The following is a 24,139-nucleotide window of genomic DNA, read 5'->3' as shown; positions in this document are numbered from 1 at the left end:
GGCGCTCAACGCAGGGCGGCGGCGAAACAGGCGGTGATCCAGCGCGGGTCGGTGATCGCCGTGCCGACGACCACGCAGGTCGCGCCCGCCTCGATCGCCGCGGCGGCCGATGCCGGCGAGTGGTACCGGCCCTCGGCGACGATCAGCGCGTCGGGGAGCCGATCGCGCAGCGCCCGGACGAGGCCGAGGTCGGGGCCGTCCGGCGGCGTGCCGGGGACGGTGTAGCCGGCGAGGGTCGTGGCGACCAGGTCGGCGCCCGCCTCGGCGGCGGCGACGCCCTCGTCCAGGGCCGCGACGTCCGCCATGAACAGCGCGCCCTCCTCGTGCACGGCCTTGATCGTCTCGGTGAGCGGGCGGCCGTCCGGGCGCGGGCGCAACGTGGCGTCGGCCGCCACGACCTGTGCGCCCGCCCGGACGACGGCGCGGGCGGCCTCGACGGTCGGGGTGATGAACACGCCGTCGGTGCCGTCCTTGGTGAGGCCGATGACCGGGACCTCCACGGCGGCGGCGATGGCGGCGACGTCGGGTGTCCCACCGACCCCGCCGCAGCGGATCGCGGCGGCCCCTCCCCCGGCGGCGGCCTCGGCCATCCGGACGAGCGCGCCCGTGTCGCGCAGCGGGTGCCCGTCCGGGGCCTGGCAGGACACGATGAGCCGTCCCGCGACGGCGGCGGCGAAGGTCTCGGCGTTCAACGGGCGCTCCCTGGCGGTGGTGCGGACGCGGCGAGCAGGGCGGCGCCGACCAGCGGCGCGTCCGTGCCGAGCCGGGCGGGGACGATCGGGGTCGCGCGCAGCGGCGGGAGCGCCTCGTCCCGGAACGCGGCGGCGACGGCGTCCAGGTAGGGCGGGCCGATCTGCGCGACGCCGCCGCCGATCACGACGGCGTCGGGGTCCACGACGGCGAGCAGCCCCGCCAGCGCACGACCCAGCAGCGCGCCGGCGCGCGGCGCGTCGCCGGTGGCGGCGATGGCGGGGCCGGACGCGACGGCCTCCAGGTGGTCGCGCCGGCCGCAGCCGCACGGCACCGGCCCCTGTTCGGGGACGAGCAGGTGCGCCAGTTCCCCGGCGGTGCCGTGCGCGCCGTGGTCGAGGTCGCCGCCGGTGGTGAGCGCGCCGCCGACGCCGGTCCCGACCGATACGTGCAGGACGCGGTGGTACCCGGTCCCGGCGCCGGCCCGGGCCTCCCCGTAGGCCATGGCCCGGACGTCGTTGACCACGGCGACGGGCAGCCCGGTCGTCGCGGAGAGCACGTCCCGCACGGCCGTCCCGGCCCAGCCGGGCAGGACGCCGGTGGCGGAGGCGACGCGTCCGGTCGCGGCGTCGATCACTCCGGGTGCTCCGACGCCGACCGCCCGGACGCCCCGGCCGGCGAGCCCGCCGGGGCCGGCGAGTCCGGTGAGGAGGGCGGCCGCCGCCGCGAGGACGGCGTCCCCTCCCCCGGCCGGCGTGGGGACCCGGCCGCGGCAAAGGACCGTTCCATCCGGGTCGGCCAGCGCCGCCGCGATCTTGGTGCCGCCGATGTCGAGGGCGGCGAGGGTCCCCTCGCTCACAGCAGTCCGGCGGCGGCAAGCGTGCGGCGGACGTGCTCGGTCTCGCCCGCGTCCAGCTGGATCTGCGGCGGCGCGGTGACCGGGCAGTCGATGACGCCGCGCAGGTGCAGGGCCGCCTTGAACGAGCCGAGCGCCGACGAGCCGCGCCCCATCCGGGCGGTGCCGCCCGCGTTGACGATGTCGAACAGGCGCAGCAGCCGCTCCTGCTCGGCGCGCGCCTCGTCCCAGCGGCCCTCGCGGCACAGCCGGTAGAGCCGGACGTACCCGCCGGGATCGACGTTGCCGAGGCCGGGGACGACGCCGTGCGCGCCCATCGCGAGCGCCGAGTCGACGGTGAGCTCGGAGCCGGTCAGCACGCTGAACCCGCCGGTCCCGGCGTCGCGGAGCGCGACGAGCAGGGAGCGCAGCCCGCCCTCGTCGCCGCTGGAGTCCTTCACGCCGGCGAGCACGCCCTCGTCCGCCAGGCGCAGCAGCATCGCCGCGTCCAGCTTGGAGTGCACCGAGACCGGCAGGTCGTAGGCGTAGACGGGGACCGGGACGGCGGCGGCGACGCGGCGCAGGTGCGCCTCGATCTCCGCGGGATGGGTGCGGGTGTAGAACGGCGCGGTCGCGACGACGCCGTCGCAGCCGAGCTCGGCGGCGGCGCGGGCGTGCTCGATGACCCGCAGCGTGGTCATGTCGATCGCGCCGGCGAGCACCGGGACCTGCCCGGCGACGTGCTTGACCACCGTCTCCAGCACCGTGCGGCGGTGCGCGTCGGGCAGGAACGCGACCTCGCTGGTGGAGCCGAGCACGAACAGCCCGTCCACGCCGGCGCCGACGAGATGGTCCACGAGCCGTTCGAGGGACGCGGCGTCGACGTCCAGGTCGGGGGTCAGCGGCGTGCAGACCGGGGGGACGACGCCTCCGAGGGGCGGTGCGGTGGGAGCGGCGGTCACGGGATCTCCTGGGAAACGGGGGAAAGGGCGAGGTCGGACGGGTCGGTGACGGGGTGCAGGCAGCGGTGGGCGTGCCCGGCGTCGCCGGCCGGGGTGAAGCCGGGCATCGCCGCGCCGCACTCGTCGGTGGCGCGCCAGCAGCGGGTGCGGAACGGGCATCCGCTCGGCGGGTGGACGGCGGACGGGACGGGCCCGTCCAGCCTGATCGGCTCCATCGGGTCGAGAAGGCTCGGCGTGGCCGACAGCAGCGCCCGCGTGTACGGGTGCCGGGTGCCGCCGCGCGCGACGACGGCGGCCGGGGCGTCCTCGACGATGCGGCCGAGGTACATGGTGACGACCCGGTCGGACATGCGCCGGACGGTCTGGATGTCGTGCGAGACGAACACCATCGACAGTCCGAGCCGGTCCTTGAGGTCGAGCATCAGGTTGAGGATCTGCGCGCGGACCGACACGTCCAGCGCGGACGTCGGTTCGTCGGCGACCAGCAGCGACGGTTCGAGCGCGAGCGCGCGGGCGATGGCGACGCGCTGGCGCTGCCCGCCCGACAGTTGCCCGGGCAGCGCCTCGGCGAGGTGCGGCGGCAGTCCGACCAGCGACATCAGCTCCCGGACGCGGGCGTCGCGTTCGGCGGGGGCGCCGCGCCGGTGCACGTCGAGCGGGTCGCGCAGGATCGCCCGGACGGGCAGCCGCCGGTTCAGCGCGGTCGCCGGGTCCTGGAAGACCATCCCGACGGACGCGCCGAGCCGCGCGGACCGCTCGCGGGACTTCAGAGCGCCGAGGTCGTCGCCCTCGAACAGCACCGTGCCCTCGGTCGGCCTGGTCAGCCCGACCAGCACCTTCGCGAGCGTGGACTTGCCGCAGCCGGACTCGCCGACGATCCCGACGGTCTCGCCGCGCGCGATGGCGAGGTCCGCGCCGGTCAGCGCGTGCACCACGTCCCGGCGGAGCGGGTTGCCGCCGCGCACGGGCAGCCGGACGTGCACGCCGCGCAGTTCCATGACGGGTGTGGTCATCGCGGTTCTCCCGCCTTGGCGGTGAGGGGCGCGTCGGCCGCGCCGATCGGGTGGTGGCAGGCGAACGCGTGCCGGCGCGGCTCGCCGGACGCCTCCGGACGGGTCGTCGCGCACACCTCGGTGGCGGCGGCGCACCGGTCGGCGAACCGGCAGCCCGCCGGGAAGTGCGCGGGCGAGGGCACGACGCCGGGGATCTGCACGGGCCGCTCCCCGGCGGCCTCCAGCGACACGACCGCGCCGAGCAGGCCGCGCGCGTAGTGGTGCCGGGACGCACCGACGAGCTCGGAGGTGACGCCGGCCTCGGCGACCTGCCCGCCGTACATGACCACGACGCGGTCGGTGACGTCGGCGACGAGCGCGAGGTCATGCGAGACGAGGATCAGCGCGAACCCGAGTTCGGCGCGCAGCCGCAGCAGCAGCCGCATGACGGCGGCCTGGACGGTGACGTCGAGCGCGGTGGTCGGCTCGTCGGCGACGACGAGCTTCGGGTCGCGGGACAGCGCCATGGCGATCAGCACCCGCTGCCGCTGCCCGCCCGACAGCTCGTGCGGGTAGGAGCGCAGCGTCCGCCCGGGGTCGAGGCCGACGAGTTCGAGCAGCTCGGCGGGGGTACGGGTGCCGCCGCGGCGGGTGAGCTGACGGAGCTGGGCGCGGATCGTCATCGCCGGGTTCAGGGAGGACAGCGCGTCCTGGTAGATCATCGCCATGTCGTGGCCGAGCAGCGCGCGGCGCTCCTTGGCGGGCATGGTGCGCAGGTCGCGGCCGTCGAACAGCAGCCGCCCGCCGATCGCGGCGCCGCGCGGCTCCAGCCCCATGATCGCGAGGCTGGTGAGGCTCTTGCCGCAGCCGGACTCGCCGACGAGCCCGACGACCTCGCCGGGCCGCACTTCGAGGGACACCCGGTCGACGACGTCGACGTCTCCGTAGCGTCCGGGGAAGCCGATGGTGAGGTCGTCGACGCGCAGCAGCGGTTCGCCTCCAGGGAGGGGGCGGGCGCGGCCGGCGAGGCGGCGTCCGGCCTCGCGCAGGTCGCCGTCCACGCGGGCGGCGGACGGCGCCGAGACCGCGGCCGACCGGGCGACGGCCACGGGCACGGGCTCGGCGCCGGGCTCTTTGCCGGCGTCGGTGTCGGCCCGGCCTGCGGGGGCCGCCCACGCGTCCGACACGCCCTCGGACAGGACGTTCAGCACCAGCACCGTGACCAGGATGAACAGGCCGGGGAAGAACGTCGCCCACCAGCCGCCGGCGAGCACCAGCGTCTTGCCGTAGGCGATCACGCTGCCCCAGGACGGGTCGGGATCCTGAACCCCGGCGCCGACGAACGACAGGCTCGCCTCGAAGACGATCGCGTTGGCGACGACGATCGTGACGAACACCAGGATCGGCGCCGCGCAGTTGATCAGGACGTGCCGCCACAGGATGTGGCCGCGCCGGGCACCGAGGACGCGTTCGGCCGCCACGTAGTCCTCGCCGTACTGCGACAGCACGTTGCCGCGCACGACCCGCGCGATCTGCGGGACGTACAGGAACGCGATCGTGCAGATCAGTACCGGCAGGCTCTTGCCGAACACGGTGACCAGGACGGCGGCGAGCGCAACGGCCGGGAACGCCATGACAACGTCCAGGCAGCGCATCACGACCTCGTCCACGACGCGGTGCGTGGTGGCGGCGATCGAGCCGAGCACCGCGCCGGCGCCCAGTGCGAGGAACGCGGCCCCGAGACCGATCGCGAGCGACCAGCGCGCCCCGAACAGGACGCGGGCGAACACGTCGCGGCCGACGCGGTCGGTGCCGAACCAGTGGGCGCCGGACGGTCCCTGTCCCGCGATCCCGGTGGTCAGCGGGTCGTGCCGGGCGATCAGCGGCGCGGCGAGCGCCGCGACGACGATCACCAGCAGCACGCCCAGCGCGATCCGGGACGCGGGCCGCAGCCGCCGCCATCCCCGAACGACGGCGTTCATCGCGCCGCTCCCCTCAGCCGCGGGTTCGCGAACAGGTACAGCACGTCCACGAGCAGGTTGACGACCAGGAACGTCAGCGCGATGCACAGCACGACGCCCTGCACGAGGGCGGGGTCGCCGGCGGTCACGCCCTGCATGATGAGGGTGCCGAGGCCCGGCAGCCCGAAGATGGCCTCGACGACGACGGCGCCGCTGAGCAGGTAGCCGATCTGCAGGCCGAGCACGGTCAGCGGGGTGATCAGCGCGTTGCGCAGCACGTTGCGGCCGACCACGACGATGCGCGGCAGCCCGCCGCCGATCGCGGTGCGCACGTAGTCGCGGTCGAGCTCCTCGACCATCGCGGTCCGCACCACCCGGGCGAGCAGCGACCCGACCGGGAACCCGACGGCGATCGCGGGCAGCGCGAGGCTGCGCAGCCAGCCGCCGACCGAGTCGCCCGGGTTGACGTACCCGCCGGTCGGGAACCAGCCCAGCCGCAGCGCGAACCACTGGATCAGCAGGATGCCGAGCCAGAACGAGGGCATCGCGACGCCCGCCATGGACAGCACCCGGATGGCCTGGTCGGGCCAGCGGTCCCGCAACAGCGCCGCGGTGACGCCGAGCACCACCGCGAACACCACGCCGACCAGCACCGACAGCAGCGTCAACTGGAGGGTGAGCGGGAACGCCGTGCCGATCGCGTTCGTGACCGGCCTGCTCGGCGGGGCGGTCAGCCCGAGGTCGCCGTGCAGCAGGTCGCCGAGGAACCGGACATAGCGGACCGGCAGCGGGTCGGTGAGCCCGTGCGCGGCCGCGTAGGCGTGCCGCGCCTGCGGTGTGGCGCCCTCACCGAGCGCGTTGTAGGCGGGGTCGTTCGGGGAGAAGCGCAGCACGACGAAGACGAACAGCGTGATCCCGAGCACCATCGGCACGAGGGTCAGCAGCCGTCCGAGCGCCATGCGCAGGATGGTCGCCATCCGGGTGGTCCCTTCTTCGGTCCGGGACGGTCAGGCGCGGCCGACGTTCAGGAACGACAGGCCCGTGGTCGCCATCGGCCGGAACCCGGGCAGCTCCTTGCCCTTCCAGCCGGTGTCGAGCCTGCGGTGGAAGATCGGGTACAGCGCGGCCTGCTCGGCGACGATGTCGATGGCCTGGCTCCACAGCCTCTTGCGGTTCGCCGGGTCGGCCTCGCGGGCGGCCTGGTCGAGCAGCTCGACGACCTTCTTGGCCTCGGGGGTGCCGGAGTTGTAGCTGCGGTGCTCGGGCCAGGTGCCGACGTAGAACCAGCGCATGAGCAGGTCGACGTCGTTGCCGAACACCGACGGGTCGCCGGGCGCGACCATGACCTGGTACTTGCCGGTGTCGACGCGGTTGGAGTACTGCCCGCCGGACTGGCCGATGTTCAGCGTGGTCGCGACGCCGACCGCGTCCCAGCTCTGCTTGATCAGCGGTGCGCAGTCCTTGACGAAGTCGGTGTCGGTGAGGATCAGCTCGATCTTCAGCCCGCTCACCCCGGCCTGCGACAGCAGCTGCTTCGCCTTGGCCGGGTCGTAGCCGTAGACGGTCGACGCCTTGACGTAGTCGGGGTGCTCGGCGTGCAGGAAGCTCGTCGCCGCGGCGGCGTTGCCGAGCAGCGCCGTCTTGATCAGCTTGTCGGTGTCGAGCGCGTAGTGCAGCGCCTGCCGCACCCGCACGTCGTCGAACGGCTTGATTTTGCAGTTGAACATCATGAACAGCAGGCCGAAGCTCTGCACCGCCTCGACCGTCGCGGACTTCTTCAGCTCGCCGGCGTTCAGGTACGGGACGGCCTCGATCGCCTGGACGCGTCCGGACTGCAGCGCGGTGACCCGGGCGGACGGGTCGGACAGCAGCAGCCAGGTCATCTTGGCGGCCTTCGCGGGCCGCGGGCCGTTGTAGGCGTCGGCCTTGGCGAACGTCAGCCCGGCGGTGGCGCTCGCGGAGGTGAGCTTGAACGGCCCGGAGCCGACGGGCAGCGCGTCGAACTTCTTCTGGTCCGCCTGGACGATCTTCTTCGGCACGATCCGGACGACGGCGAGCCGCTCGGAGAACAGCGCGAACGCGTACTTGAGCTTGAACTCGACGGTGCCGTCGTCGACCTTCTTCACCTTGTCGAGGAACGGCAGGAACTGCACGAACAGCGAGGCGTTCTTCGGGTCGAGGATGCGCTCGAAGCTGAACACGACGTCGTCGGCGGTGACCTTCGAGCCGTCGTGGAAGGTGGCGCCGTCGCGGATCCGGACGCGGTAGGTGGTGTCGTCCACCTTCTCCGGAGCGGCCTTGGCCAGCGCGTTGTAGGGCTGCCGGGTCACCGGGTCGAGGTCGACCAGCGACTCCAGCACGTGGAAGTTGGCGGCCACGGCGACGGCGCTGGAGGAGGTCATCGGGTCGAAGCCGCCGGACAGGGCGTAGGCGAGCGCGGCCTGGATCGTGTCCTTGGAGCCGCCGGACCCGCCGGATCCGGTGGAGGACGGGCCGCCGCACGCGGAGACCCCGGCGGTGATCGCGGCGGCCGCGCCGAGCAGCCCGGTGTAGCGGAGGAAGTCGCGGCGGTGCAGGCCGCGGCCCGGCTGGAGATCGGTCACGTCGTCTCCTGGAAGGAAGGGGTGGGGCGGTCGCAGGGTAGGCGACCGCAGGTGGGAGGGGAGGTAGGACATCCAACGTCGTTCGTCGGTGTACCGTAGGCTCCGGCACCGGCCAGGTCAAGTGGCGGGTCCCGGAGACCGATCGAGGATGGGGAGCGTGAGCCGATGACCGCAGCTCGGACGCGGGGACGTGCGACGCGCGGCCGCAGCAGCCGCACCGAGGAGGTGCAGCAGGCCGTCAAGCAGCTGATCCTGGAGCGCGGGCTGGCCTCGGGCGACCCGATGCCCACCGAGTTCGAGCTGGTCGAGGAGCTGGACGTCAGCCGCAACTCGCTGCGCGAGGCGCTCAAGGCGCTGCAGGCCGTCGGGATCGTGGAGATCCGGCACGGCTTCGGGATGTACGTCGGCAGCATGTCGCTCGACGCGCTGGTCGACGAGCTGACCTTCCACGCCCGCATGTCCAAGCGGCAGGGCCGCGACGACCTCGCGCACCTGGTGGACGTCCGCGAGGTCCTCGAACGCGGCCTCGTCGAGCAGGTCATCGACCGCGGCCTGGCGTCCGACACCACCGAGCTGGACGAGATCATGCGCCGGATGGACGCCGAGGCCGCGGCCGGCCAGGTGACCCCGGAGACCGACCGGCTCTTCCACGAGCTGCTGTACCGGCCGCTCGCCAACCCGATCGTCAACCAGCTGCTCGGCGCGTTCTGGGACGTGTACCGGACGCTGCAGCACGACCTCGCGCCCGTCCGGCAGGAGGCGGCCGACGTGGCGCAGCGGCACCGCGACATCTACGAGGCGCTGGTCTCCGGCGACCGCGCGGCGGCGGCCACCGCCATGGCGGCGCACTTCGGCGGCATCCGCGAGCGCCTGGACGCGGCGCACGACGACCCCGGCGCGTGACCCGGACACCCGGGACCTGACGGCCCCGGCCGCCCTTGCCCCCGTTCGCCGCGGCCGACGCACCATCGGCGACCAGCACGGAAACCGACCGTCTTCGTCACGTCACGAGTGTGATCATGAGCCGGTGGACACCGTGGTGCAGTGGGTGCGCGTCTACTGGACGAAGGACTCCCGCGGAGGGGCGGGAGCCGTCCGGCGCAGCGCGCTCCCCGAGGCGTTCCCGCTCCCGGATGCCGAGCCGCCGTTCGTTCATGAAGTGCAGATGCTCGAGTGGAACGAGTTCTCTCCCGGCATGACCGTCACCAGCGGACTCCCGCCGCAATCGCGAGTCGAGATCATCGAGGCCGACGGGCACCTGCACGTCCTCCCGGTTCGGACCGCACCCGAGTGGGCGAGCAACGGACTCGACCTCGCCTGGCGGCCGACGGCCGTGACCATGCGGCCCCGGCAGACCCTGCGCTGGCAGATCGACCACCGCCTCACCACCGAACGCGGCCGGTACTACCGGCTCGACACCCTCAACGTCTCCTACGGCCACCGCACAGCCGAAGTCTTCCTCCACCCACCGACTCACCGGGTCGACGAACGTTCACACCGATAGTCCTGCCTTCCTGCGTCGAGCGTTTCGAGGACGAGGCGCGAGACCTCGTGTTACTACTGTCGGTGTCGCCTACGGAACGGTGAGTGCCGATGAGTCGTGATGAGACCGCCAAATCGCACGACGAGGTGGTGTATCTGGCGGCGGGGGTCGCCGACGTGGTGCTGGGCGGCGCGCGGAGCGTCCTGCGGCGGCTGCCCGGGCTGGGAGAGGTCCGCCGGGAGCTGCGGGCGCGCGGTGAACTGGCATGGGGCCGGACGGCGCCGGTGTCCGAGTCCCATATGGAGGTGCTGGCCCGGCGGGCCGGCGAGCGCGGGGCGCCGCGCGTCAGTGATGCCGGTGAGTGATCTCCAGGCCCGGGTGGACCGGGCGCTGGAGGAGTTCCTGGACGGTGAGGTCGCCGAACTGGTGGCGCTGGACGCGGACCTGGCGCCGGTCGCCGAGCAGGCGCGGGTGTCGGTGGCGGGCGGCAAGCGGATCCGACCCGCGTTCTGCTACTGGGGGTGGCGGGCGGCCGGGCAGCCCGACGCCGAGTCGATGGTGCGGGCCGCCGCGGCACTGGAACTGGTGCACGCGGCCGCGATCGTCCACGACGACATCATCGACCGCAGCCCGCTGCGGCGGGGCCGTGCCACGGCCCATGAGCGGCTCGGCGACGGGCTGGCCATCATGGTCGGGGACCTGCTGCTCGGCTGGGCCGGGCAGCTGTTCCACGCCTCGGGGCTGCCGCGCGCGTTCCTGGCGCGCGCGGTGTCGCTGTGGACGGCGATGGGCCGGGAGCTGATCGCCGGTGAATGCCTGGAGCTGCTGAGCACCGGCGGGCCCTCCGACCTGCGGCGATCGCTGCGGATCGTCCGGTTCAAGACCGGCTCCTACACCGTGGAATGGCCGCTGCGGATCGGCGCGGTGCTGGGCGGCGCCGCCCCCGCGACGGTGGAGGCGCTGGCCGGATACACGCGCCCGCTGGGCGAGGCGTTCCAGCTCCGCGACGACCTGTGGGGCGTGTTCGGCGACCCGGCCGTCACCGGCAAGTCCGACCTGGACGACCTGGCCGGCCGCAAGCCGACCGCACTACTGGCCCTCACGCTCGAGCACGCCGGCCAAGCCGACCGCGAGGAGCTGCGGGACCTGCTGCTCGGTGCGGTCGGGACGGCCGAAGCCGACCGGATCAGGCAGATCATGCTCCGGTCGGGTGCCGCCGACCAGATCCGGCACATGATCGGCGCACGCGCCGGCACCGCGCGGACCGCACTGGCCCGCCTCCGGCTGCCGCCCGATGCCGTCCACGCCCTGACCCTGCTGATCGATGAGGTGACCGCGGATGCCTGACAGCTATGACGACGCCTTCATGGACGCACTGCGCCTCCAGGGCGACGAACTGGCCGACGCGACCGTGGAAGCGCTGTTCACCGGCGGCCACGTCGCCCGGTTCAACACGCTGATGCGCTGGTTCACCACATCCGGGCAGCCGCTTCCCGACGGGCTGCCCGAGCCCGCACGCGACTACCTGAACGCCACCGCGACCGCACCCGACTGGGTCGACTGGACGATGATGGAGGAGGCCCGGCGGTTCTTCATCGACAACGACGTGCACATCTCCACCGCGCTGTCGTTCGCGTCCATGCCCGCCTGCTACATGGTCCCGCACGTGGCGCGACTGCTGTCGGCGACGCACTCGCTGGACTACCCGTCACGCCGCATGGCCGAAACCGGGCAGTTCACCGTCTACCTGATGCAGCCGGACGCGTTCGAGGCCGGCGGACGGTTCCTGCCGTCCGCGCAGAAGGTGCGGCTCCTGCACGCCTCCATCCGCCGCCACCTGCGCACTGCCGGCCGCTGGCCCGAGCCCGTCGCGATCTGTCAGGAGGACATGCTCGGCGGACTGATGATGTTCAGCATCCAGGTCCTGGACGCCCTGCACCGCCTCGGCATCCACATGACGGAGCAGGGCGCGGAGGCCTACTACTACGCCTGGCGCGTCGTGGGGGCGATCCTGGGCTGCGACCCTGCCGTCATCCCGCCGGACCTGCAGGCCGCCCGCGAGTTCTCCGACCGCTACATGCTGCGCCACATGGGACCGTCCGAAGAGGGCGCGCACCTGACCCGCCAGCTGATCGACCTGTACGAGGAAGTCGTCCCCGGCACCCTGCTCGACCCGGTGGTCCCGGCGCTGATCCGGTTCCTGGTCGGCGATACCGCCGCCGACTGGCTGCGGGTCCCCCGGTCCCGCTGGGACGACGTCATCAAGGTCGCCCCTGCGCTGCTCGGCGTCATCGAACGCTTCGAGGACCGCGGCCCCTGGGCCGCCCAGCTCTCCGACCGGCTCGGACGCCTGGTCACCAACCTGGAACTGACGTCCCTGACCCGCGGCCGGGTCATGCACTACGCCATTCCCGAGGAACTCAAACCCGACCACGGCGTCCCCGCGACGAACCGATGGGCCCCGCCACCACCCATCGTCACCTCATGACCACCGAAGAGAGCCTCGCTTCCCGCTCCGCGGGGAGGCGCCGGTCCGCGGAGGGACCGGCGCCTGGACCATCGGGCGTCAGGCGACCTTGCCGAAGAACTCCTGGATGTCGCCGAGGAGCAGGTCGGTGGCGTCGTGCGCGGCCCAGTGGCCGCCTCGGTCGTAGTCGTTCCAGTGGACGATGTTGGCGTGGTCGCGCTCGGCGAACTTGCGGATCGGCTTGAAGTCGAAGGCGAACGAGGCCAGGCCGATCGGGACGGAGGTCCGGCCGCCCTGGCCGTCGCCCTGGTGGGTGGCGAACCAGTCGCGGTTCTCGAAGTAGAACCGGGCCGAGGACGCCGAGGTGTTGGTGAACCAGAACAGCGAGGCGATGGTCAGCAGGTCGTCGGGCTCCACCGCGTCGCCGAGGAGCTGCCCGATCCAGGCCAGCTGGCCGGACGGGGAGTCGGCGAGGGCGTGCGCGAGGGTCTGCGGCTGGTTGGCCTGCGACCGGTCGTGAATCGCGTGCTCGATGAACGCCTGACCGAACCGCAGGTAGCCGACCTCCGCCTCGGTCAGCCCCTCGAACTCGCCCGGTTCACCCTTGGGGAACGAAAAGATCTGGTTGACGTGCACGCCGATGACGTGGTCCCGGTCGAGCTCGCCAAGGATCGGCGCGACGATGGCGCCCGCGTCGTTGCCGTGCACGCCGTACCGCTCGTAGCCGAGACGGCTCATCAGCTCGGCCCACGCGGCGGCCGTACGGGCGGCGTTCCAGCCCCTCTCCCGGGTCGGCCCGGAGAAGCCGAAGCCGGGGATGGACGGGATCACCACGTGGAACGCCTGACCGCCGGCCTCCGGCTCGGTCAACTGGTCGACCAGCCCGAGGTACTCGGTGAACATGTTCGGCCAGCCGTGAGTGAGGATCAGCGGGATCGCACCCGGCTCGGGTGACGTCACGTGCACGAAGTGGATGCGCTGGCCGTCGATCTCCGTGGTGAACTGCGGGTACCGGTTGAGCTCGGCCTCCTGCGCGCGCCAGTCGAACTCGTCGCGCCAGCGCTCGACCAGGGGCCGCACGTACGAGCCCGGGACGCCGTACTCCCATCCGGGCGGGGTCGGGATCCCCTCCAGCTTCCCGGCGAACTCCTCGGCGGGGAGCTCGTCGGCGAAGCGGGTGCGCGCGAGCCGGCTCTTCAGGTCGTCGACGTCCGCCTGCGGGATCTCGATGCGGAACGGCTCGATCTCGGTCATGCTCTACCCCTCTGCCGAACGGAACGTTCTGTTCCCAGAATAGCAGAACAAATCATTCCGTTCCAAGCTCAGACCTCGACCTGCAGTGCCGCACGTTGCCGTGGGCCACCGCCGTCGCCGGCCCCGTGGACGCGCGGCTGGACTACGGGCGTGCGACCAGGAAGCTATGCAGGACCGGGTATAGCGCCGACGAAAAGCGGCATTACCCCTCCCCCATACCGGTATCCCACTATCAGGTGCACCACCCGCGGTCTCCACGAGACCGGCCGCCGTGTTCCGAGAGAAGAGGGATTCCCCCATGAGCGATCAGGTCCTCGAAGCCGTGCAGGCGCTGCTGCCGACGTTGCGGGAGCGCGCCCAACAGACCGAGGACGCCCGGCGAGTCCCGGACGACTCGGTCCGGCTGCTGCGCGAGGCGGGGTTCTTCAGGCTGCTCCAGCCCAAGCGGTACGGGGGGTATGAGGCGGACCTGGTGCCCTTCTACACCGCCGTGAAGGCGATCGCGAGCGTGTGCGGCTCCACCGGCTGGGTCGCCTCCGTCCTGGGCGCGCACGCCTGGCACCTCGCCACCTTCCCCGAACGGGCACAGGACGACGTATGGGGCGACGCGCCCGACACCCTGGTCTCCTCCGCCTACGCGCCGGTCGGACGGGCCGTCCGCGTGGACGGCGGCTACCGGCTGTCGGGCACGTGGAGCTTCTCGTCGGGGGTCGACCATGCAGGTGCGGCCATCGTCGGCGGGCTCGTCCTTGACGCCGGCGGCAAGCCCACCGACTGGGTCGCGTTCCTGGTCCCGGCTTCCGACTACCGGGTCGACGACGTGTGGCGCACCGTCGGGCTGCGCGGTACCGGCAGCAACGACATCGTCGTGGAGGACGCGTTCGTCCCGGCGCACCGGGTGCTGCCGTTCGGCGACTCGTTCGCCTGCACGTGCGCCGGCCAAGAGGTCAACACCGCAGCCCTGTACAAGGTGCCTCTGTATTCGCTGATGACGACCACCATCACAACCCCGCTGGTGGGGATGGCCACCGGCGCGTACGCCGCGCACGTGGACCACCAGCGCGCCCGGGTGCGGGCTTTCGGCGGCGGGAAGGCGAAGGACGATCCGTTCGTCAAGGTGCGGGTCGCCGAGGCCGGCAGCGAGATCGACGCCGCCTGGCTGCAGCTCACCCGCAACATCAGCGAGGTGCTCGACACCGCCAAGGCGGGACGGCCGATCCCGATCTCGCTGCGGCTGCGACTGCGCCGCGACCAGGTGCGCGCGGCCGAGCGCTCGATCGCCGCGGTGGACCGGCTGTTCGAGAGCTCGGGCGCGTCCGCGCTCGCCGAAGGCACCCCGATCCAGCGGTTCTGGCGGGACGCCCACGCCGCCCGCGTGCACGTGGCCAACGACCCCGAGGCGGCGCTGAAGCTGTTCGGCGACGGCGAGTTCGGCGAGCAGGTCACCGCCGGCATGTTGTGACCACACCGCCCACGCACAGGAGGCGGCCATGAGCCACCCGACCGATCTCGCCCTCGACCCGGCCGACACCGCTACGTTCCGCCACGTCCTCGGACACTTCTGCACCGGAGTAGTCGTCGTCACGGCGATGGACGGCGACAGCCCCGCCGGCTTCGCCTGCCAGTCGTTCTCGGCGCTGTCCCTGGACCCGCCGCTGGTGCTCTTCTGCCCCGCCAGCACCTCCCGGACCTGGCCGGTGATCGAGCGGGCCGGGCACTTCGCGGTCAACGTCCTCGCCCATTCCCAGCGCGAGGTGAGCACGGTGTTCGGCCGCAGCCGGCCGGACAAGTTCACCGCGACCGGCTGGCGGCTCTCGCCCGGCGGCGCACCGGTGCTCGACTCCGTGCCGGCCTGGCTGGACTGCATTCTGGAGGCCGTGCACGACGGCGGCGACCACGTCATCGCCGTCGGCCGGGTGACCGCCCTCGGCACCGGCCCGTCCGACCGGCCGCTGCTGTTCTACCGGGGCGGCTACACGGTGACCGAGAGCGCGCCGGTCCCCACCGTCCCGCACGAGGAGTTCATCACCTGGGTCCGCCCCGGCGACTGGCTCTGACCTCCGAAAACGCCGACTGAAAGGTCGGCGACCGGCTCGGTGGCACATCCCCTCAACAAGCCGTACCCCGGCGGCCGGACCCGTGCGTTTCGGGGCCCGGCCGCCGTGTCGGCCGGCATCACTTGGGAGGCATCAGCACGCTGTCGATGATGTAGACGGTCGCGTTGGCGGTGTGGACGTTGCCGCACACCACATGCGCGCCGTCACCGATCGTGAACGACTCACCGGAGCCGCTGGTCTTCAGCATGGCGCCGTTAAGGGTCTTGAAGTCACCCGACGACAGCCGGCCTGGGGCGATCGGCTGGCCGACGACGTGGTAGGTCAGGATCCCGGTGAGGGTCTTCTTGTCCGACAGGACCTTGTCGAGCGTCGCCTTGGGGATCTTCTTGAACGCGTCGTTGGTCGGCGCGAACACCGTGATGTTCTCGCCCGAGTTGAGCGTGTCGGCCAGGCCGGCCTTCTTCACCGCCGCGACCAGCGTGGACAGCACCGGGTTGTTGGACGCGGCGGTCGCGACCGGGTCGGTGGACATGCCGGTGAAGCTGCCCTTGCCGGACGCCGGGACGGCCGAGCAGGCGGGGCCGAACGGCTGGTCGCCGGACGGCGCGCTGCTCATGGTGGTCGCCGGGGCGGCGGCGGTGCCGCCGTCCTTGCCGTCGTCCTTGCTGGAGCAGGCCGCCGCTCCGGTGGTGACGGCGACCGCGGCCAGGACGCCGACAGCGATGCGGGTGCGGTGCATGGTGAACTCCTTGCTTCGGTTAAGGATGGGTTCTGAGTTCGTGCGAGCCGGGTCAGGTGACGGTGACCACCACCGAATGCCACCCGGTCGCGCCGTCCGGGAACGGCGGTGTGCGGTGTTCGGGCTGGGTGTGGCCGGTGCCGTCGGTGGCTCGGCAGCGCAGGGTGTGGGAGCCGGGCGCGGCGTCCCACTCGGCGACCCATTGGCGCCAGGTGTCGAGACCGGGGACGGGTGCGAGGAGCGCCTGCCGCCAGGGGCCGTTGTCGACCTGCCATTCGACGGCGTCGATGCCGCGGTGCTGCGCCCACGCGGTGCCGGCGACGGCGACCCGCCCCACTCTGACGGTGGCCAGCGGCTTGGGCACGTCGATGCGGGAGAACGTCTTGACCGGCGCCCGCTCGGCGTAGCCGCGCCTGGTCCAGTAGGCCCGGTCGGTCGCGAAGCGGGTGACCTTGAGGTCGACCACCCATTTGGTGGCCGACACGTAGCCGTACAGACCGGGGACGACGAGCCGCGCGGGGAAGCCGTGGACGATCGGGAGCGGCTCGCCGTCCATCCCGACGGCGACCATCGCGTCCCGTCCGTCCAGGATCGTCTCGATCGGAGTGGACAGCGTCATCCCGTCGGACGAGCGGGACAGGATCTGATCGGCGCCGCCGCGGACCCCCGCCCGGCGCAGCAGCGGCGCCAGCGGCGCGCCGAGCCAGCGGGCGTTGCCCGCCAGGTCGCCGCCGACCTGGTTCGACACGCACGACAGGGTGATGTCGCGTTCGATCAGCGCCTGCCGCAGCAGGTCCTCGAAGGAAAGCTCGACGGGCCGGGCGACCATGCCGTGGATCCGCAGCGTCCAGTCACGCGGGTCGACCTGCGGCAGGGTGAGCGCGGTGTCGACCCGGTAGAAGTCCCGGTCGGACGTGCGGAACGGTGTCATGCCCGGTGCCCGAACCTGCGCACCCGCCGGCACCGGACGGGCCGGGCTGGCCGGGCGCGGCAGCCGCACGTCCGCCCGGGCCGACGAGACGTCGCCCCGGTGCAGCAGTACCCGCCCCGCTGCACCGCTCGCCGCGGCGACACCGACCACACCGGCGCCGGTCAGCAACGCGCGGCGGCGGTCGATGCAGGAACCCGGTTCGGTGTCCTTGGGGCGGCGTTGCGGCCCGCCCTTGGCGTCGGAGACCTCGATTGCGCCGCCATCGCCGGGGGTAGCGGTGCTCTGGGCGGCTTCGCCCATGGCGGGAGGCGCGATGAGGAACGGGCGGGCGCTGCGCGCCAGCAGGGTCAGGGCGGCCATGCCGGCGAGCGCGCCGACCCCCGAAGGCACCGCGTCGACCGGTTCGGCGACCGGTCTGGTCAGCGCCGCGATGACCCCGATGGCCCCGAAGGCGGCGAGCCCTGCCAGGCCCCAGGCGAGCCGGATCCGGCTCACCAGCCCGATGACCAGCGCTGCGATGGTGATCCCGGCTCCGAGCCCGATGAGCAGGACGGCCTTGTCGTTGCCGCCGAAGTGCCGGATCGCGAAGTCCCTGAGCCACACCGGAGTGAGGTCGATGAAGCCCGCGCCGACGGCCGGCAGCGGTGACGATGACGTGCGTCCGAGCACACCGGCCGCCAGTTCCGCGATCCCCATCGCGGCCGCGGCTGCCAGGAGCCCGCACAGCGCGGCGGTCACCCACCGCAGTGGTCCTGTCGCTCGTTCGCCCGTCACATCCGGTGTTCGGGGCCGGACGGGCGGCGGATGGGTCGAATCTCCGCCGCGTTCCGGACCCATCCTTCGCCCCGCCGGCACCGAACCACCTAGGTGGAGATGAACGAACCGGTCGACGGACCGCGGCCGCGCGGAGCAGGGGCGGTCGGCGCGGAACCCCCGGACCTGGCCGAGTTGCTGGCCCGCGTCGCGCGTGGTGACCAGGACGCGTTCGCGCAGGTGTACGAGCGGTTGTCCGGGCCGGTCTACGGGGTCGCGCTGCGGGTCGTGCGCGACCCGGCGCAGGCGGAGGAGATCGCGCAGGACGTGCTGGTCGAGCTGTGGCGCAAGGCGTCGCACTACCGCCCGGACCGGGGCGGCGCGACGTCATGGGCTCTGACCGTGGCGCACCGCCGCGCGGTCGACCGCGTCCGCTCCAGCCAGGCCGACCGCGATCGGGAGGGGCGCGCCACCGCACCGTCGCGCGAGTACGACGAGGTCGCCGAAGAGGTCGGCACCCGGCTGGAGCACCAGCAGGTGCGCCGCTGCATGCGCGGGCTCACCGCGACGCAGCGCGAGTCGATCACGCTCGCCTATTACGGCGGCTACACCTACCGGGAGGTCGCGGAGTTGCTCGGCGTCGGCCTCGCCGCCGTCAAGACCCGGATGCGCGACGGACTCATCCGCCTGCGCGACTGCCTGGGAGTGCAGCCATGACCCACGACCCGCTCGACCTGACCGGCCCCTACGTCCTGGACGCCCTCACCGGTCCGGAACGCCGCCGCTTCGAACGCCACCTGTCCGGCTGCCCGGCCTGCGCCGGCGAGACCGCCGGACTCCGCGAGACCGCGGCCCGGCTGGCGGCCGCCGCGTCTCGCCGCCCGCCGGAGCGGTTGCGCGGACGCGTCCTGGCCGAGATCGCCCGGACCCGGCAGTCGCCCCCGCCGCTCACCCGCCGCCTGCCCTCGCTCCGCACCGGCGGGCTGCCCTGGCTCGCCGCCGCGGCGTTCCTGGTCCTGGCGCTCATCGGCGGCGGCGCGGCGTGGCGCTCCCACCGGGCCGCCGAGCATGCACAGGCCCTGAACCGGCAGGTCACCGCCGTGCTGACGGCACCGGACGCCGACACCTCCAGCACTCGCGCGCAAGGCGCCGCGACCGTCACCGTCGTCTCGTCGCGCTCGCTCGGCAAGGCCGTCGTCACCACGTCCGGGCTGCGGCATCTGCCGCCGACGAAGACCTACCAGATGTGGTGGCTCGGCCGCACCGCGCCGCGCTCCGCAGGAACGCCAGACCTGACGGGCAAGGCACGCACCGTCATCACACCGGGCCTCGGCGACGCGCGGCGCCTCGGCGTCACAGTCGAACCCGAGGGCGGCTCCCCTCAGCCGACCAGCGCGCCGATCCTGACGGTCGCGCTGGGCTGAAGCGGGCCCTCGTGGCCGGTAGCGGCAGCGCCGGCTCTTTCGCTGTTGCTCATCGTCCGCTATGTCTTCGTGCAGCACTGCATGTCTTCTGACGTCCACGGTGGCGTGGACGGCGGAGGCGGGACGAGGCGGGCGGCCTGCCCGGACGGGAGAGCGAATCATGGAGCTTGAGCCGCCGACCGGTGCGCGCCCGAACGTGCGCGAGCAGGTCGCCCGCGCGCTGCGGGCGGCGATCGTCACCGGGGAGATGCGGCCGGGCGTGGTGTACTCGGCGCCGCTGCTGGCGTCCGGGTTCGGCGTCTCGGCGACGCCCGTCCGCGAGGCGATGCTCGACCTGGCGAAGGAGGGCCTGGTCAGTGCGATCCGCAACAAGGGGTTCCGGGTCACCGAGCTGTCCGACCGGGACCTCGACGAGATCACCGAGGTGCGCGCGCTGATCGAGGTGCCGACGGTGGCGCGGGTGGCGCGGACCGCGCCGCCCGGGCGGGTCCGGGAGCTGGCGCCGCTCGCCGGGCGGATCGTCGAGGCCGCCGGCCGCCGCGACATGCGCGGCTACATCGAGGCGGACCACCGCTTCCACCTGGAGCTGCTGTCGCTGGCGGCGAACGCGCAGCTGGTCGGGCTGGTGGGCGAGCTGCGCCGCAAGTCCCGGCTGTACGGGGTGCCGCGCCTCGCCGAGCGCGGCGAGCTGGAGCCGTCGGCGCGCGAGCACGAGGAGCTGCTGGAGCTGGTCGCGGCGGGCGATGCCGAGGCGGCGGGCGCGCTGATGCGGCGCCATCTGGAGCACATCCGCGGGATCTGGGCGGACCACCCGGAGCGGCACCGGTCCTGACGGCGAAGCAGGCGGACGGTCGTCAGGCGCCGGGCCGCGGGGCCGGGACGACGGCCGCGGCCTTCTCCTCGTGCCAGCGGACGATCTGCTCGGCGACCTCGACGGCGTCGGCCGCCGGGTGGCCGACGGGCGCAGAGCCCGGAAAGGTGCACGTCAGCCGGCCGGTAACGACGCGGCAGGACGGCCCGTCCGGGACGCTCAGCTCGGTCGCCTCGGGCCCGCCGGTCAGGACGGGCTCAAGCCCGCGGGCCACGAGCAGCGCGCCGATCCGTTCGGCGGGGCGCAGTCCCGCGAGAGGTCCGGGGGCGGCGCCGTCCGGGAGCGGCAGGGAGAAGAAGACGGCCTTGCCGGGTGCCGGCCGGGCGCCGAGCCGGGACCGAGTCGGGTGGCCGCCCCAGCGGCCGCCCGCCGCGGCGGTCAGTGCGTCCACGACCTGGAGTCCCCGGCCGCCGAGGGCACCTGGCGGGGCGGAACGCGGCGCCGCGAAGACGCCGGGTCCCGGCCACGGGCCGGGGTCGAACACGGTGACGACGATCTCGGGCCGCGTCCGCCACCGCAGATGGGCCCAGAGCTCGAGCCCGCCCGCGGGCGGGAGTCCGCGGGCGCGGCCGGAGTGCAGGACCGCGTTGGTGGCGAGCTCGGAAACGATCACCTTCGCGTCGTGCGCCGCGTCCGGCGGCATGCGGAGTTCGGTGAGGAGGGCGCGCACGGCGGCGCGCGCCGCGGCGGGCGCGCCGTCGCCGGACGGCAGCGGCAGGCCGGGGAAGCCGCCGTCGCGCAGGCGGCAGGTCCTCGCCCGGGCCGACCATGAGGTTCCCGGCAGGGTGGTTCCCGACATGACCGGCAGTATCAACGCGAAATAGGGCCAAAAAACATCGGCTCGTGCATAATTTTTGCCTATGGATCTCGATATCCGGCATCTCCGCATGATCTGCGCGATGGCGGAGACGGGCAGCGTGACGAGGGCGGCCGCCCGGATGGGCATGTCCCAGCCGGCCATGACCAACCAGCTGCGCAGGGTCGAGGAGCTGGTCGGCGGCGCGCTGTTCGTGCGGAGCAGGTCCGGGCTCGAGCCGACGCCGCTCGGCGCCCAGGTGATCGCGCGCGCCCGGATGGTGCTGGCGGAGATCGACGCGCTCTTCGGCGACCTGCACGCCGACTCGGGGGCGGGCGAGCCCGTCGCGCTCGGCTCGGTGCACACCGGCTGCGTCGCCGGCATCGTCGGGATGCTCGGCGAGGCGCTGCCCGGCCGGGAGGTGTCGCTGCGCATCGAGCCGTCCTCGGCCCTGCTCGCCGACGCGCTGGCCCGCGGGCACCTGGACGCCGCGCTGATGGGGATCATGGAGGGCTTCGACGTGCCGCTGGCGCAGCCGGTGGTCAGCCGCACCCTCGTCCCCCGCTACCCGATCTTCATCACGCTGTCGGCGGGCCATCCGCTGGCCGGCCGGGACGAGGTGGCGCTGACGGACCTGCGGGACGAGCCGTGGGTGGCCCCGCCGGGCTCCGACGACGGCTCGCTCGCGGCGCTGCGCGCGTCCTGCCGGGCCGCCGGGTTCGAGCCGCGGCTGCGCTACGAGGCGCCGAGCGGCGCGGCGTCCACGCTGGTCGCGGGCGGGCACGGGGTGCGGCTCGTCGATCCGACGTGGCCGCCGCACCCGGGCACGGTGGTGCGCCCGCTGGCGGGCGAGCCGCAGGTGGCGCGGCTGATCGTGGCGTGGCGGCGGGACCGGCTCGGCGAGCGGGACGCCGCGGCCCTCTACCGCGGTCTCGCCGAGGCGTTCACCGCGCACGTGGACGACAACCCGTCTTTCGGCGCGTGGTGGCGCGCCCATCCCGAGGTGCACCCTCTCCTCTGACCCCGGGACGCGCGGCGGCGCGGCCGGCGGGCCCTGTCCCGGCGGGCCGGAACGGTATCCTGATGCCCGGTGAGGAGGGCTTATGGATCCGGTGGCCGCCGCTCATATCGGCCTGCCGGGCCTCGGCGAACGCGACAGCCTGCGCGCGCAGGTGACCGCGGCGCTGAGGTCTGCGCTGCTGAGCGGAAAGCTGCAGCCCGGCGTGGTGTACTCCGCCCCCGCGCTCGCTGAGGAGTTCGGGGTGTCGCCCACTCCGGTCCGCGAGGCCATGATCGACCTGGTCCGGGACGGGCTGTTCGAGGCGGTGCGCAACCGCGGCTTCCGGGTCGTCGCGCTGTCCGCCCGCGACCTGGCCGAGCTCACGGAGATCCGCGAGATGGTCGAGGTGCCGGCGGTCACCCGGCTGGCGGGCGCGCTGCCGCCCGACGCGGTGGACCGGCTGCGCGCGCTGGCCGGCGAGGCCGCCGACCGGGCCGGCGACGGCGACGTGGGCGGTTACCTCGACGCCGACCGCCGGTTCCACACCGAGCTGCTGGAGCGGACCGGGAACCGCACGCTCGTCCGGACGGTCCTCGACCTGCGCAGCCGTTCGCGCATGTACGGGCTTGCCACGGTGTCGCCCGGGACGGAGCTGGTCGCGGCGGCCGCCGAGCACGGGGAGCTGCTGGACGCGCTGGTCGCGGGCGACGCCGCGCGGGCCGAGGAGATCATGCTGCGGCACCTCGGCCACGTGCGCGGCGCCTGGACCTGACCGGGCCCTGCCCGCCGGACGGCGGGGCGGGGGTCAGGCGAGCCCGCCCATCCACGCTTCGATCTCCGCAGGGTGGCGCGGCAGCCCGGCCGACATCAGCCGCGCACCGGTCTCGGTGACGACGACGTCGTCCTCGATCCGCACGCCGATGCCGCGCAGCTCCGGGGGCAGGGTGAGGTCGTCGGGCTGCAGGTAGAGGCCGGGTTCGACGGTCAGGACGTGCCCGGGCCGCAGCACCCCGTCGAGGTACTGCGATGCGCGCGCCTTCGCGCAGTCGTGCACGTCCATGCCGAGCATGTGCCCGCTGCTGCACAGGGTGTAGCGGCGGTAGGTCCCTGATTCGAGGGCCTCCTCCGCGCTGCGCAGCACGCCCCATTCCTCGAGGCCCTCGGCGATGACGCGCATCGCGGCGATGTGGAACTCGCGGAAGCTGCGGCCCGGGCGGACGGCGGCGAGGCCCGCCTCCTGCGCGTGGTACACGAGGTCGTAAACCTGCCGCTGGCGAGGGGTGAACCAGCCGCTGACCGGCAGGGTCCGGGTGACGTCGGCGGTGTAGAGGGTGTCGGTCTCGACGCCGGCGTCCAGCAGGAGCATGTCGCCCATCCGCAGCACGCCGTCGTTGCGGGTCCAGTGCAGGACGCAGGCGTGCGCGCCGCTCGCGGCGATGGTGTCGTAGCCGGTGCCGTTGCCCTCGGCGCGGGCGACGCGGTCGAAGGTGCCCTCGACCCACCGCTCGCCGCGCGGCCGGGCGACGAGTCCGGGCAGCGCGGCGGCGACCTCGGTGAAGCCGCGGGAGGTGTGGTCGACGGCGCTCTGCAGCTCGGCGAGCTCCCAGGCGTCCTTGACGAGCCGCAGTTCGGCGGCCGCGGCGGCGAGCTCGCGGTCCAGTTCGGGGTCTTTCACCGGCACAGCGGCGTCCACGTCCGGGTCGGCGCCGCGCAGGACCCGGGCGGGCCCGCCGGCGCGCAGCGCGCCGGCGAGGTCGCCGCGCGGCGCGCAGTCGATGCCGAGCCTGCTCTCGGTGACGGCGAGCGGTTCGCGCGGCCCGACCCAGAACTCGCCGTCGCGGCGGTCACGGAAGAACCCGTCGTCGCCGCGCGCGGAGGGTGGGCGGCGGTACAGCACGGCGTCGTGCCCGGAGGCGGACGGCTCCAGGACGAGCACGGCGCCGGGTCCGGTGTCGGCGGCGGTGTCGCCGGTGAGGTGCGCGTAGGCGGTGTGCGGGCGGTAGCGGTAGTCGCAGTCGTTGCTGCGCGCCTTCGGCGTTCCGGCCGGGAGGACGAGCCGTTCGCCGGGGAAGCGCTCGGACAGGGCGGCGCGGCGGCGGGCGGCGTGTGCGGCGACGGGCAGTCGCGCGGGGGCGGGCGGGCGCGGCGGCGCCCAGTCCCGGGTCATGGACGCGGCGAGTGCGGCGGACACCGGGAGGTCGTGGCTGCCGGTGGCGAGGCGGTCTTCCATGTGGGTCCCTGATGGAGATTCGGTAACGGGTCGGGAGGGTACAATTTTACTGTACTATTTTATATGGCACTTCAACGACGACGTCGGGAGT

At 73.5% G+C, this 24,139-nt stretch carries 24 protein-coding genes; 12 read left to right on the top strand and 12 right to left on the bottom strand.

The window, feature by feature from the left end; translation table 11 throughout:
- Window positions 1-5 precede the first annotated feature (5 nt).
- Genes J4709_RS38840 through J4709_RS38810 form a run of 7 tightly spaced genes read right to left on the bottom strand, consistent with a single transcriptional unit; the run spans window position 6 to window position 8,043 of the window.
- On the bottom strand, window positions 6-692 hold the full coding sequence (locus tag J4709_RS38840) for a putative N-acetylmannosamine-6-phosphate 2-epimerase (RefSeq protein ID WP_208248994.1): 687 nt from the start codon (window positions 690-692) through the stop codon (window positions 6-8).
- Entirely contained in the window at window positions 689-1,549 is an 861-nt protein-coding gene (locus J4709_RS38835; RefSeq protein WP_208248992.1) for an ROK family protein, read from the bottom strand. Before J4709_RS38835 ends, J4709_RS38840 begins: the two co-directional genes overlap by 4 nt.
- Window positions 1,546-2,487, bottom strand: coding sequence for a dihydrodipicolinate synthase family protein (locus J4709_RS38830; protein ID WP_208249229.1), 942 nt, complete (start codon window positions 2,485-2,487; stop codon window positions 1,546-1,548). Before J4709_RS38830 ends, J4709_RS38835 begins: the two co-directional genes overlap by 4 nt.
- Window positions 2,484-3,500, bottom strand: a complete 1,017-nt coding sequence (locus J4709_RS38825; RefSeq protein WP_208248990.1) for an oligopeptide/dipeptide ABC transporter ATP-binding protein — start codon at window positions 3,498-3,500, stop codon at window positions 2,484-2,486. The genes J4709_RS38830 and J4709_RS38825 overlap by 4 nt, the downstream gene beginning before the upstream one ends.
- On the bottom strand, window positions 3,497-5,461 hold the full coding sequence (locus J4709_RS38820) for a dipeptide/oligopeptide/nickel ABC transporter permease/ATP-binding protein (protein WP_208248988.1): 1,965 nt from the start codon (window positions 5,459-5,461) through the stop codon (window positions 3,497-3,499). Before J4709_RS38820 ends, J4709_RS38825 begins: the two co-directional genes overlap by 4 nt.
- Window positions 5,458-6,417, bottom strand: coding sequence for an ABC transporter permease (locus J4709_RS38815; protein ID WP_208248985.1), 960 nt, complete (start codon window positions 6,415-6,417; stop codon window positions 5,458-5,460). The genes J4709_RS38820 and J4709_RS38815 overlap by 4 nt, the downstream gene beginning before the upstream one ends.
- A 30-nt stretch (window positions 6,418-6,447) precedes the next feature.
- Window positions 6,448-8,043, bottom strand: coding sequence for an ABC transporter substrate-binding protein (locus tag J4709_RS38810; protein ID WP_307801935.1), 1,596 nt, complete (start codon window positions 8,041-8,043; stop codon window positions 6,448-6,450).
- A 165-nt stretch (window positions 8,044-8,208) separates the two neighbouring features.
- On the opposite strand from J4709_RS38810, the gene J4709_RS38805 reads away from it, so the two are divergent.
- The 5 genes from J4709_RS38805 to J4709_RS38785 all read left to right on the top strand — a co-directional run bounded on the left by J4709_RS38805 (window position 8,209) and on the right by J4709_RS38785 (window position 12,014).
- Entirely contained in the window at window positions 8,209-8,946 is a 738-nt protein-coding gene (locus tag J4709_RS38805; RefSeq protein ID WP_208248980.1) for a FadR/GntR family transcriptional regulator, read from the top strand.
- Window positions 8,947-9,070: 124 nt separating this feature from the next.
- Complete coding sequence (locus J4709_RS38800) at window positions 9,071-9,547, top strand: hypothetical protein (RefSeq protein WP_208248978.1); 477 nt, start codon at window positions 9,071-9,073, stop codon at window positions 9,545-9,547.
- Window positions 9,548-9,636: 89 nt separating this feature from the next.
- A complete protein-coding gene (locus tag J4709_RS38795; RefSeq protein WP_208248976.1) occupies window positions 9,637-9,891 on the top strand; it encodes a hypothetical protein in 255 nt (84 codons plus the stop codon).
- A complete protein-coding gene (locus J4709_RS38790; RefSeq protein ID WP_307801934.1) occupies window positions 9,884-10,873 on the top strand; it encodes a polyprenyl synthetase family protein in 990 nt (329 codons plus the stop codon). Before J4709_RS38795 ends, J4709_RS38790 begins: the two co-directional genes overlap by 8 nt.
- On the top strand, window positions 10,866-12,014 hold the full coding sequence (locus J4709_RS38785) for an oxygenase MpaB family protein (protein WP_208248972.1): 1,149 nt from the start codon (window positions 10,866-10,868) through the stop codon (window positions 12,012-12,014). Before J4709_RS38790 ends, J4709_RS38785 begins: the two co-directional genes overlap by 8 nt.
- A 78-nt stretch (window positions 12,015-12,092) precedes the next feature.
- Here the strand turns inward: J4709_RS38785 and J4709_RS38780 are convergent, their stop codons facing one another.
- Window positions 12,093-13,247 carry an epoxide hydrolase family protein gene (locus tag J4709_RS38780; protein WP_208248970.1) on the bottom strand — a complete coding sequence of 385 codons (1,155 nt, stop codon included), beginning with the start codon at window positions 13,245-13,247 and terminating at the stop codon, window positions 12,093-12,095.
- Between the two features lie 298 nt (window positions 13,248-13,545).
- Between J4709_RS38780 and hsaA the strand changes: the two genes are divergently transcribed.
- Both hsaA and hsaB read left to right on the top strand, forming a co-directional pair.
- The gene (hsaA, locus tag J4709_RS38775) at window positions 13,546-14,709 is read left to right on the top strand and encodes a 3-hydroxy-9,10-secoandrosta-1,3,5(10)-triene-9,17-dione monooxygenase oxygenase subunit (RefSeq protein ID WP_208248952.1); all 1,164 of its coding nucleotides are present in this window, start codon (window positions 13,546-13,548) and stop codon (window positions 14,707-14,709) included.
- 28 nt (window positions 14,710-14,737) lie between these two features.
- Window positions 14,738-15,304, top strand: coding sequence for a 3-hydroxy-9,10-secoandrosta-1,3,5(10)-triene-9,17-dione monooxygenase reductase subunit (gene hsaB, locus J4709_RS38770; RefSeq protein WP_208248941.1), 567 nt, complete (start codon window positions 14,738-14,740; stop codon window positions 15,302-15,304).
- Window positions 15,305-15,422: 118 nt separating this feature from the next.
- Here hsaB and J4709_RS38765 read toward each other — a convergent pair whose 3' ends face one another.
- Together J4709_RS38765 and J4709_RS38760 are read right to left on the bottom strand one after the other, a co-directional pair.
- Window positions 15,423-16,043 (bottom strand): fasciclin domain-containing protein, encoded by a 621-nt coding sequence (locus J4709_RS38765; protein ID WP_208248939.1) that lies wholly within the window; start codon window positions 16,041-16,043, stop codon window positions 15,423-15,425.
- Between the two features lie 52 nt (window positions 16,044-16,095).
- Window positions 16,096-17,712 (bottom strand): molybdopterin-dependent oxidoreductase, encoded by a 1,617-nt coding sequence (locus J4709_RS38760; RefSeq protein WP_307801932.1) that lies wholly within the window; start codon window positions 17,710-17,712, stop codon window positions 16,096-16,098.
- Window positions 17,713-17,847: 135 nt separating this feature from the next.
- Here J4709_RS38760 and sigK point away from each other — a divergent pair, with 135 nt between their 5' ends.
- From sigK to J4709_RS38745, 3 genes are all read left to right on the top strand, one after another.
- On the top strand, window positions 17,848-18,444 hold the full coding sequence (gene sigK / locus J4709_RS38755) for an ECF RNA polymerase sigma factor SigK (protein WP_208248934.1): 597 nt from the start codon (window positions 17,848-17,850) through the stop codon (window positions 18,442-18,444).
- Entirely contained in the window at window positions 18,441-19,151 is a 711-nt protein-coding gene (locus J4709_RS38750) for an anti-sigma factor (protein WP_208248932.1), read from the top strand. The genes sigK and J4709_RS38750 overlap by 4 nt, the downstream gene beginning before the upstream one ends.
- Before the next feature lie 160 nt (window positions 19,152-19,311).
- On the top strand, window positions 19,312-19,983 hold the full coding sequence (locus tag J4709_RS38745) for a GntR family transcriptional regulator (protein ID WP_208248929.1): 672 nt from the start codon (window positions 19,312-19,314) through the stop codon (window positions 19,981-19,983).
- A 22-nt stretch (window positions 19,984-20,005) separates the two neighbouring features.
- Here the strand turns inward: J4709_RS38745 and J4709_RS38740 are convergent, their stop codons facing one another.
- The gene (locus J4709_RS38740) at window positions 20,006-20,821 is read right to left on the bottom strand and encodes an ATP-binding protein (RefSeq protein ID WP_208248927.1); all 816 of its coding nucleotides are present in this window, start codon (window positions 20,819-20,821) and stop codon (window positions 20,006-20,008) included.
- Window positions 20,822-20,882: 61 nt separating this feature from the next.
- Here J4709_RS38740 and J4709_RS38735 point away from each other — a divergent pair, with 61 nt between their 5' ends.
- Entirely contained in the window at window positions 20,883-21,839 is a 957-nt protein-coding gene (locus J4709_RS38735; RefSeq protein ID WP_208248924.1) for a LysR family transcriptional regulator, read from the top strand.
- Between the two features lie 82 nt (window positions 21,840-21,921).
- Window positions 21,922-22,590, top strand: a complete 669-nt coding sequence (locus J4709_RS38730; protein ID WP_208248921.1) for a GntR family transcriptional regulator — start codon at window positions 21,922-21,924, stop codon at window positions 22,588-22,590.
- A 33-nt stretch (window positions 22,591-22,623) separates the two neighbouring features.
- Here J4709_RS38730 and J4709_RS38725 read toward each other — a convergent pair whose 3' ends face one another.
- Window positions 22,624-24,048, bottom strand: coding sequence for an aminopeptidase P family protein (locus tag J4709_RS38725; RefSeq protein ID WP_208248919.1), 1,425 nt, complete (start codon window positions 24,046-24,048; stop codon window positions 22,624-22,626).
- Between the last annotated feature and the right edge of the window lie 91 nt (window positions 24,049-24,139).

This window comes from Actinomadura violacea (assembly GCF_017573465.1).
GTDB lineage: Bacteria > Actinomycetota > Actinomycetes > Streptosporangiales > Streptosporangiaceae > Spirillospora > Spirillospora violacea.
The sequence above is the reverse complement of the archived record's forward strand: the minus strand, read 5'-3'. Positions and strand labels throughout refer to the sequence as shown.

Bases quoted from the DNA above. Each gene is read 5' to 3' on its own strand.
- J4709_RS38825 (WP_208248990.1), bottom strand. From the start codon at position 3,500: ATGACCACACCCGTCATGGAACTGCGCGGCGTGCACGTCCGGCTGCCC.
- J4709_RS38820 (WP_208248988.1), bottom strand. From the start codon at position 5,461: ATGAACGCCGTCGTTCGGGGATGGCGGCGGCTGCGGCCCGCGTCCCGG.
- J4709_RS38815 (WP_208248985.1), bottom strand. From the start codon at position 6,417: ATGGCGACCATCCTGCGCATGGCGCTCGGACGGCTGCTGACCCTCGTG.
- J4709_RS38805 (WP_208248980.1), top strand. From the start codon at position 8,209: ATGACCGCAGCTCGGACGCGGGGACGTGCGACGCGCGGCCGCAGCAGC.
- J4709_RS38795 (WP_208248976.1), top strand. From the start codon at position 9,637: ATGAGTCGTGATGAGACCGCCAAATCGCACGACGAGGTGGTGTATCTG.
- J4709_RS38785 (WP_208248972.1), top strand. From the start codon at position 10,866: ATGCCTGACAGCTATGACGACGCCTTCATGGACGCACTGCGCCTCCAG.
- J4709_RS38780 (WP_208248970.1), bottom strand. From the start codon at position 13,247: ATGACCGAGATCGAGCCGTTCCGCATCGAGATCCCGCAGGCGGACGTC.
- hsaA (WP_208248952.1), top strand. From the start codon at position 13,546: ATGAGCGATCAGGTCCTCGAAGCCGTGCAGGCGCTGCTGCCGACGTTG.
- hsaB (WP_208248941.1), top strand. From the start codon at position 14,738: ATGAGCCACCCGACCGATCTCGCCCTCGACCCGGCCGACACCGCTACG.
- J4709_RS38765 (WP_208248939.1), bottom strand. From the start codon at position 16,043: ATGCACCGCACCCGCATCGCTGTCGGCGTCCTGGCCGCGGTCGCCGTC.
- sigK (WP_208248934.1), top strand. From the start codon at position 17,848: ATGAACGAACCGGTCGACGGACCGCGGCCGCGCGGAGCAGGGGCGGTC.
- J4709_RS38750 (WP_208248932.1), top strand. From the start codon at position 18,441: ATGACCCACGACCCGCTCGACCTGACCGGCCCCTACGTCCTGGACGCC.
- J4709_RS38745 (WP_208248929.1), top strand. From the start codon at position 19,312: ATGGAGCTTGAGCCGCCGACCGGTGCGCGCCCGAACGTGCGCGAGCAG.
- J4709_RS38740 (WP_208248927.1), bottom strand. From the start codon at position 20,821: ATGTCGGGAACCACCCTGCCGGGAACCTCATGGTCGGCCCGGGCGAGG.
- J4709_RS38735 (WP_208248924.1), top strand. From the start codon at position 20,883: ATGGATCTCGATATCCGGCATCTCCGCATGATCTGCGCGATGGCGGAG.
- J4709_RS38730 (WP_208248921.1), top strand. From the start codon at position 21,922: ATGGATCCGGTGGCCGCCGCTCATATCGGCCTGCCGGGCCTCGGCGAA.
- J4709_RS38725 (WP_208248919.1), bottom strand. From the start codon at position 24,048: ATGGAAGACCGCCTCGCCACCGGCAGCCACGACCTCCCGGTGTCCGCC.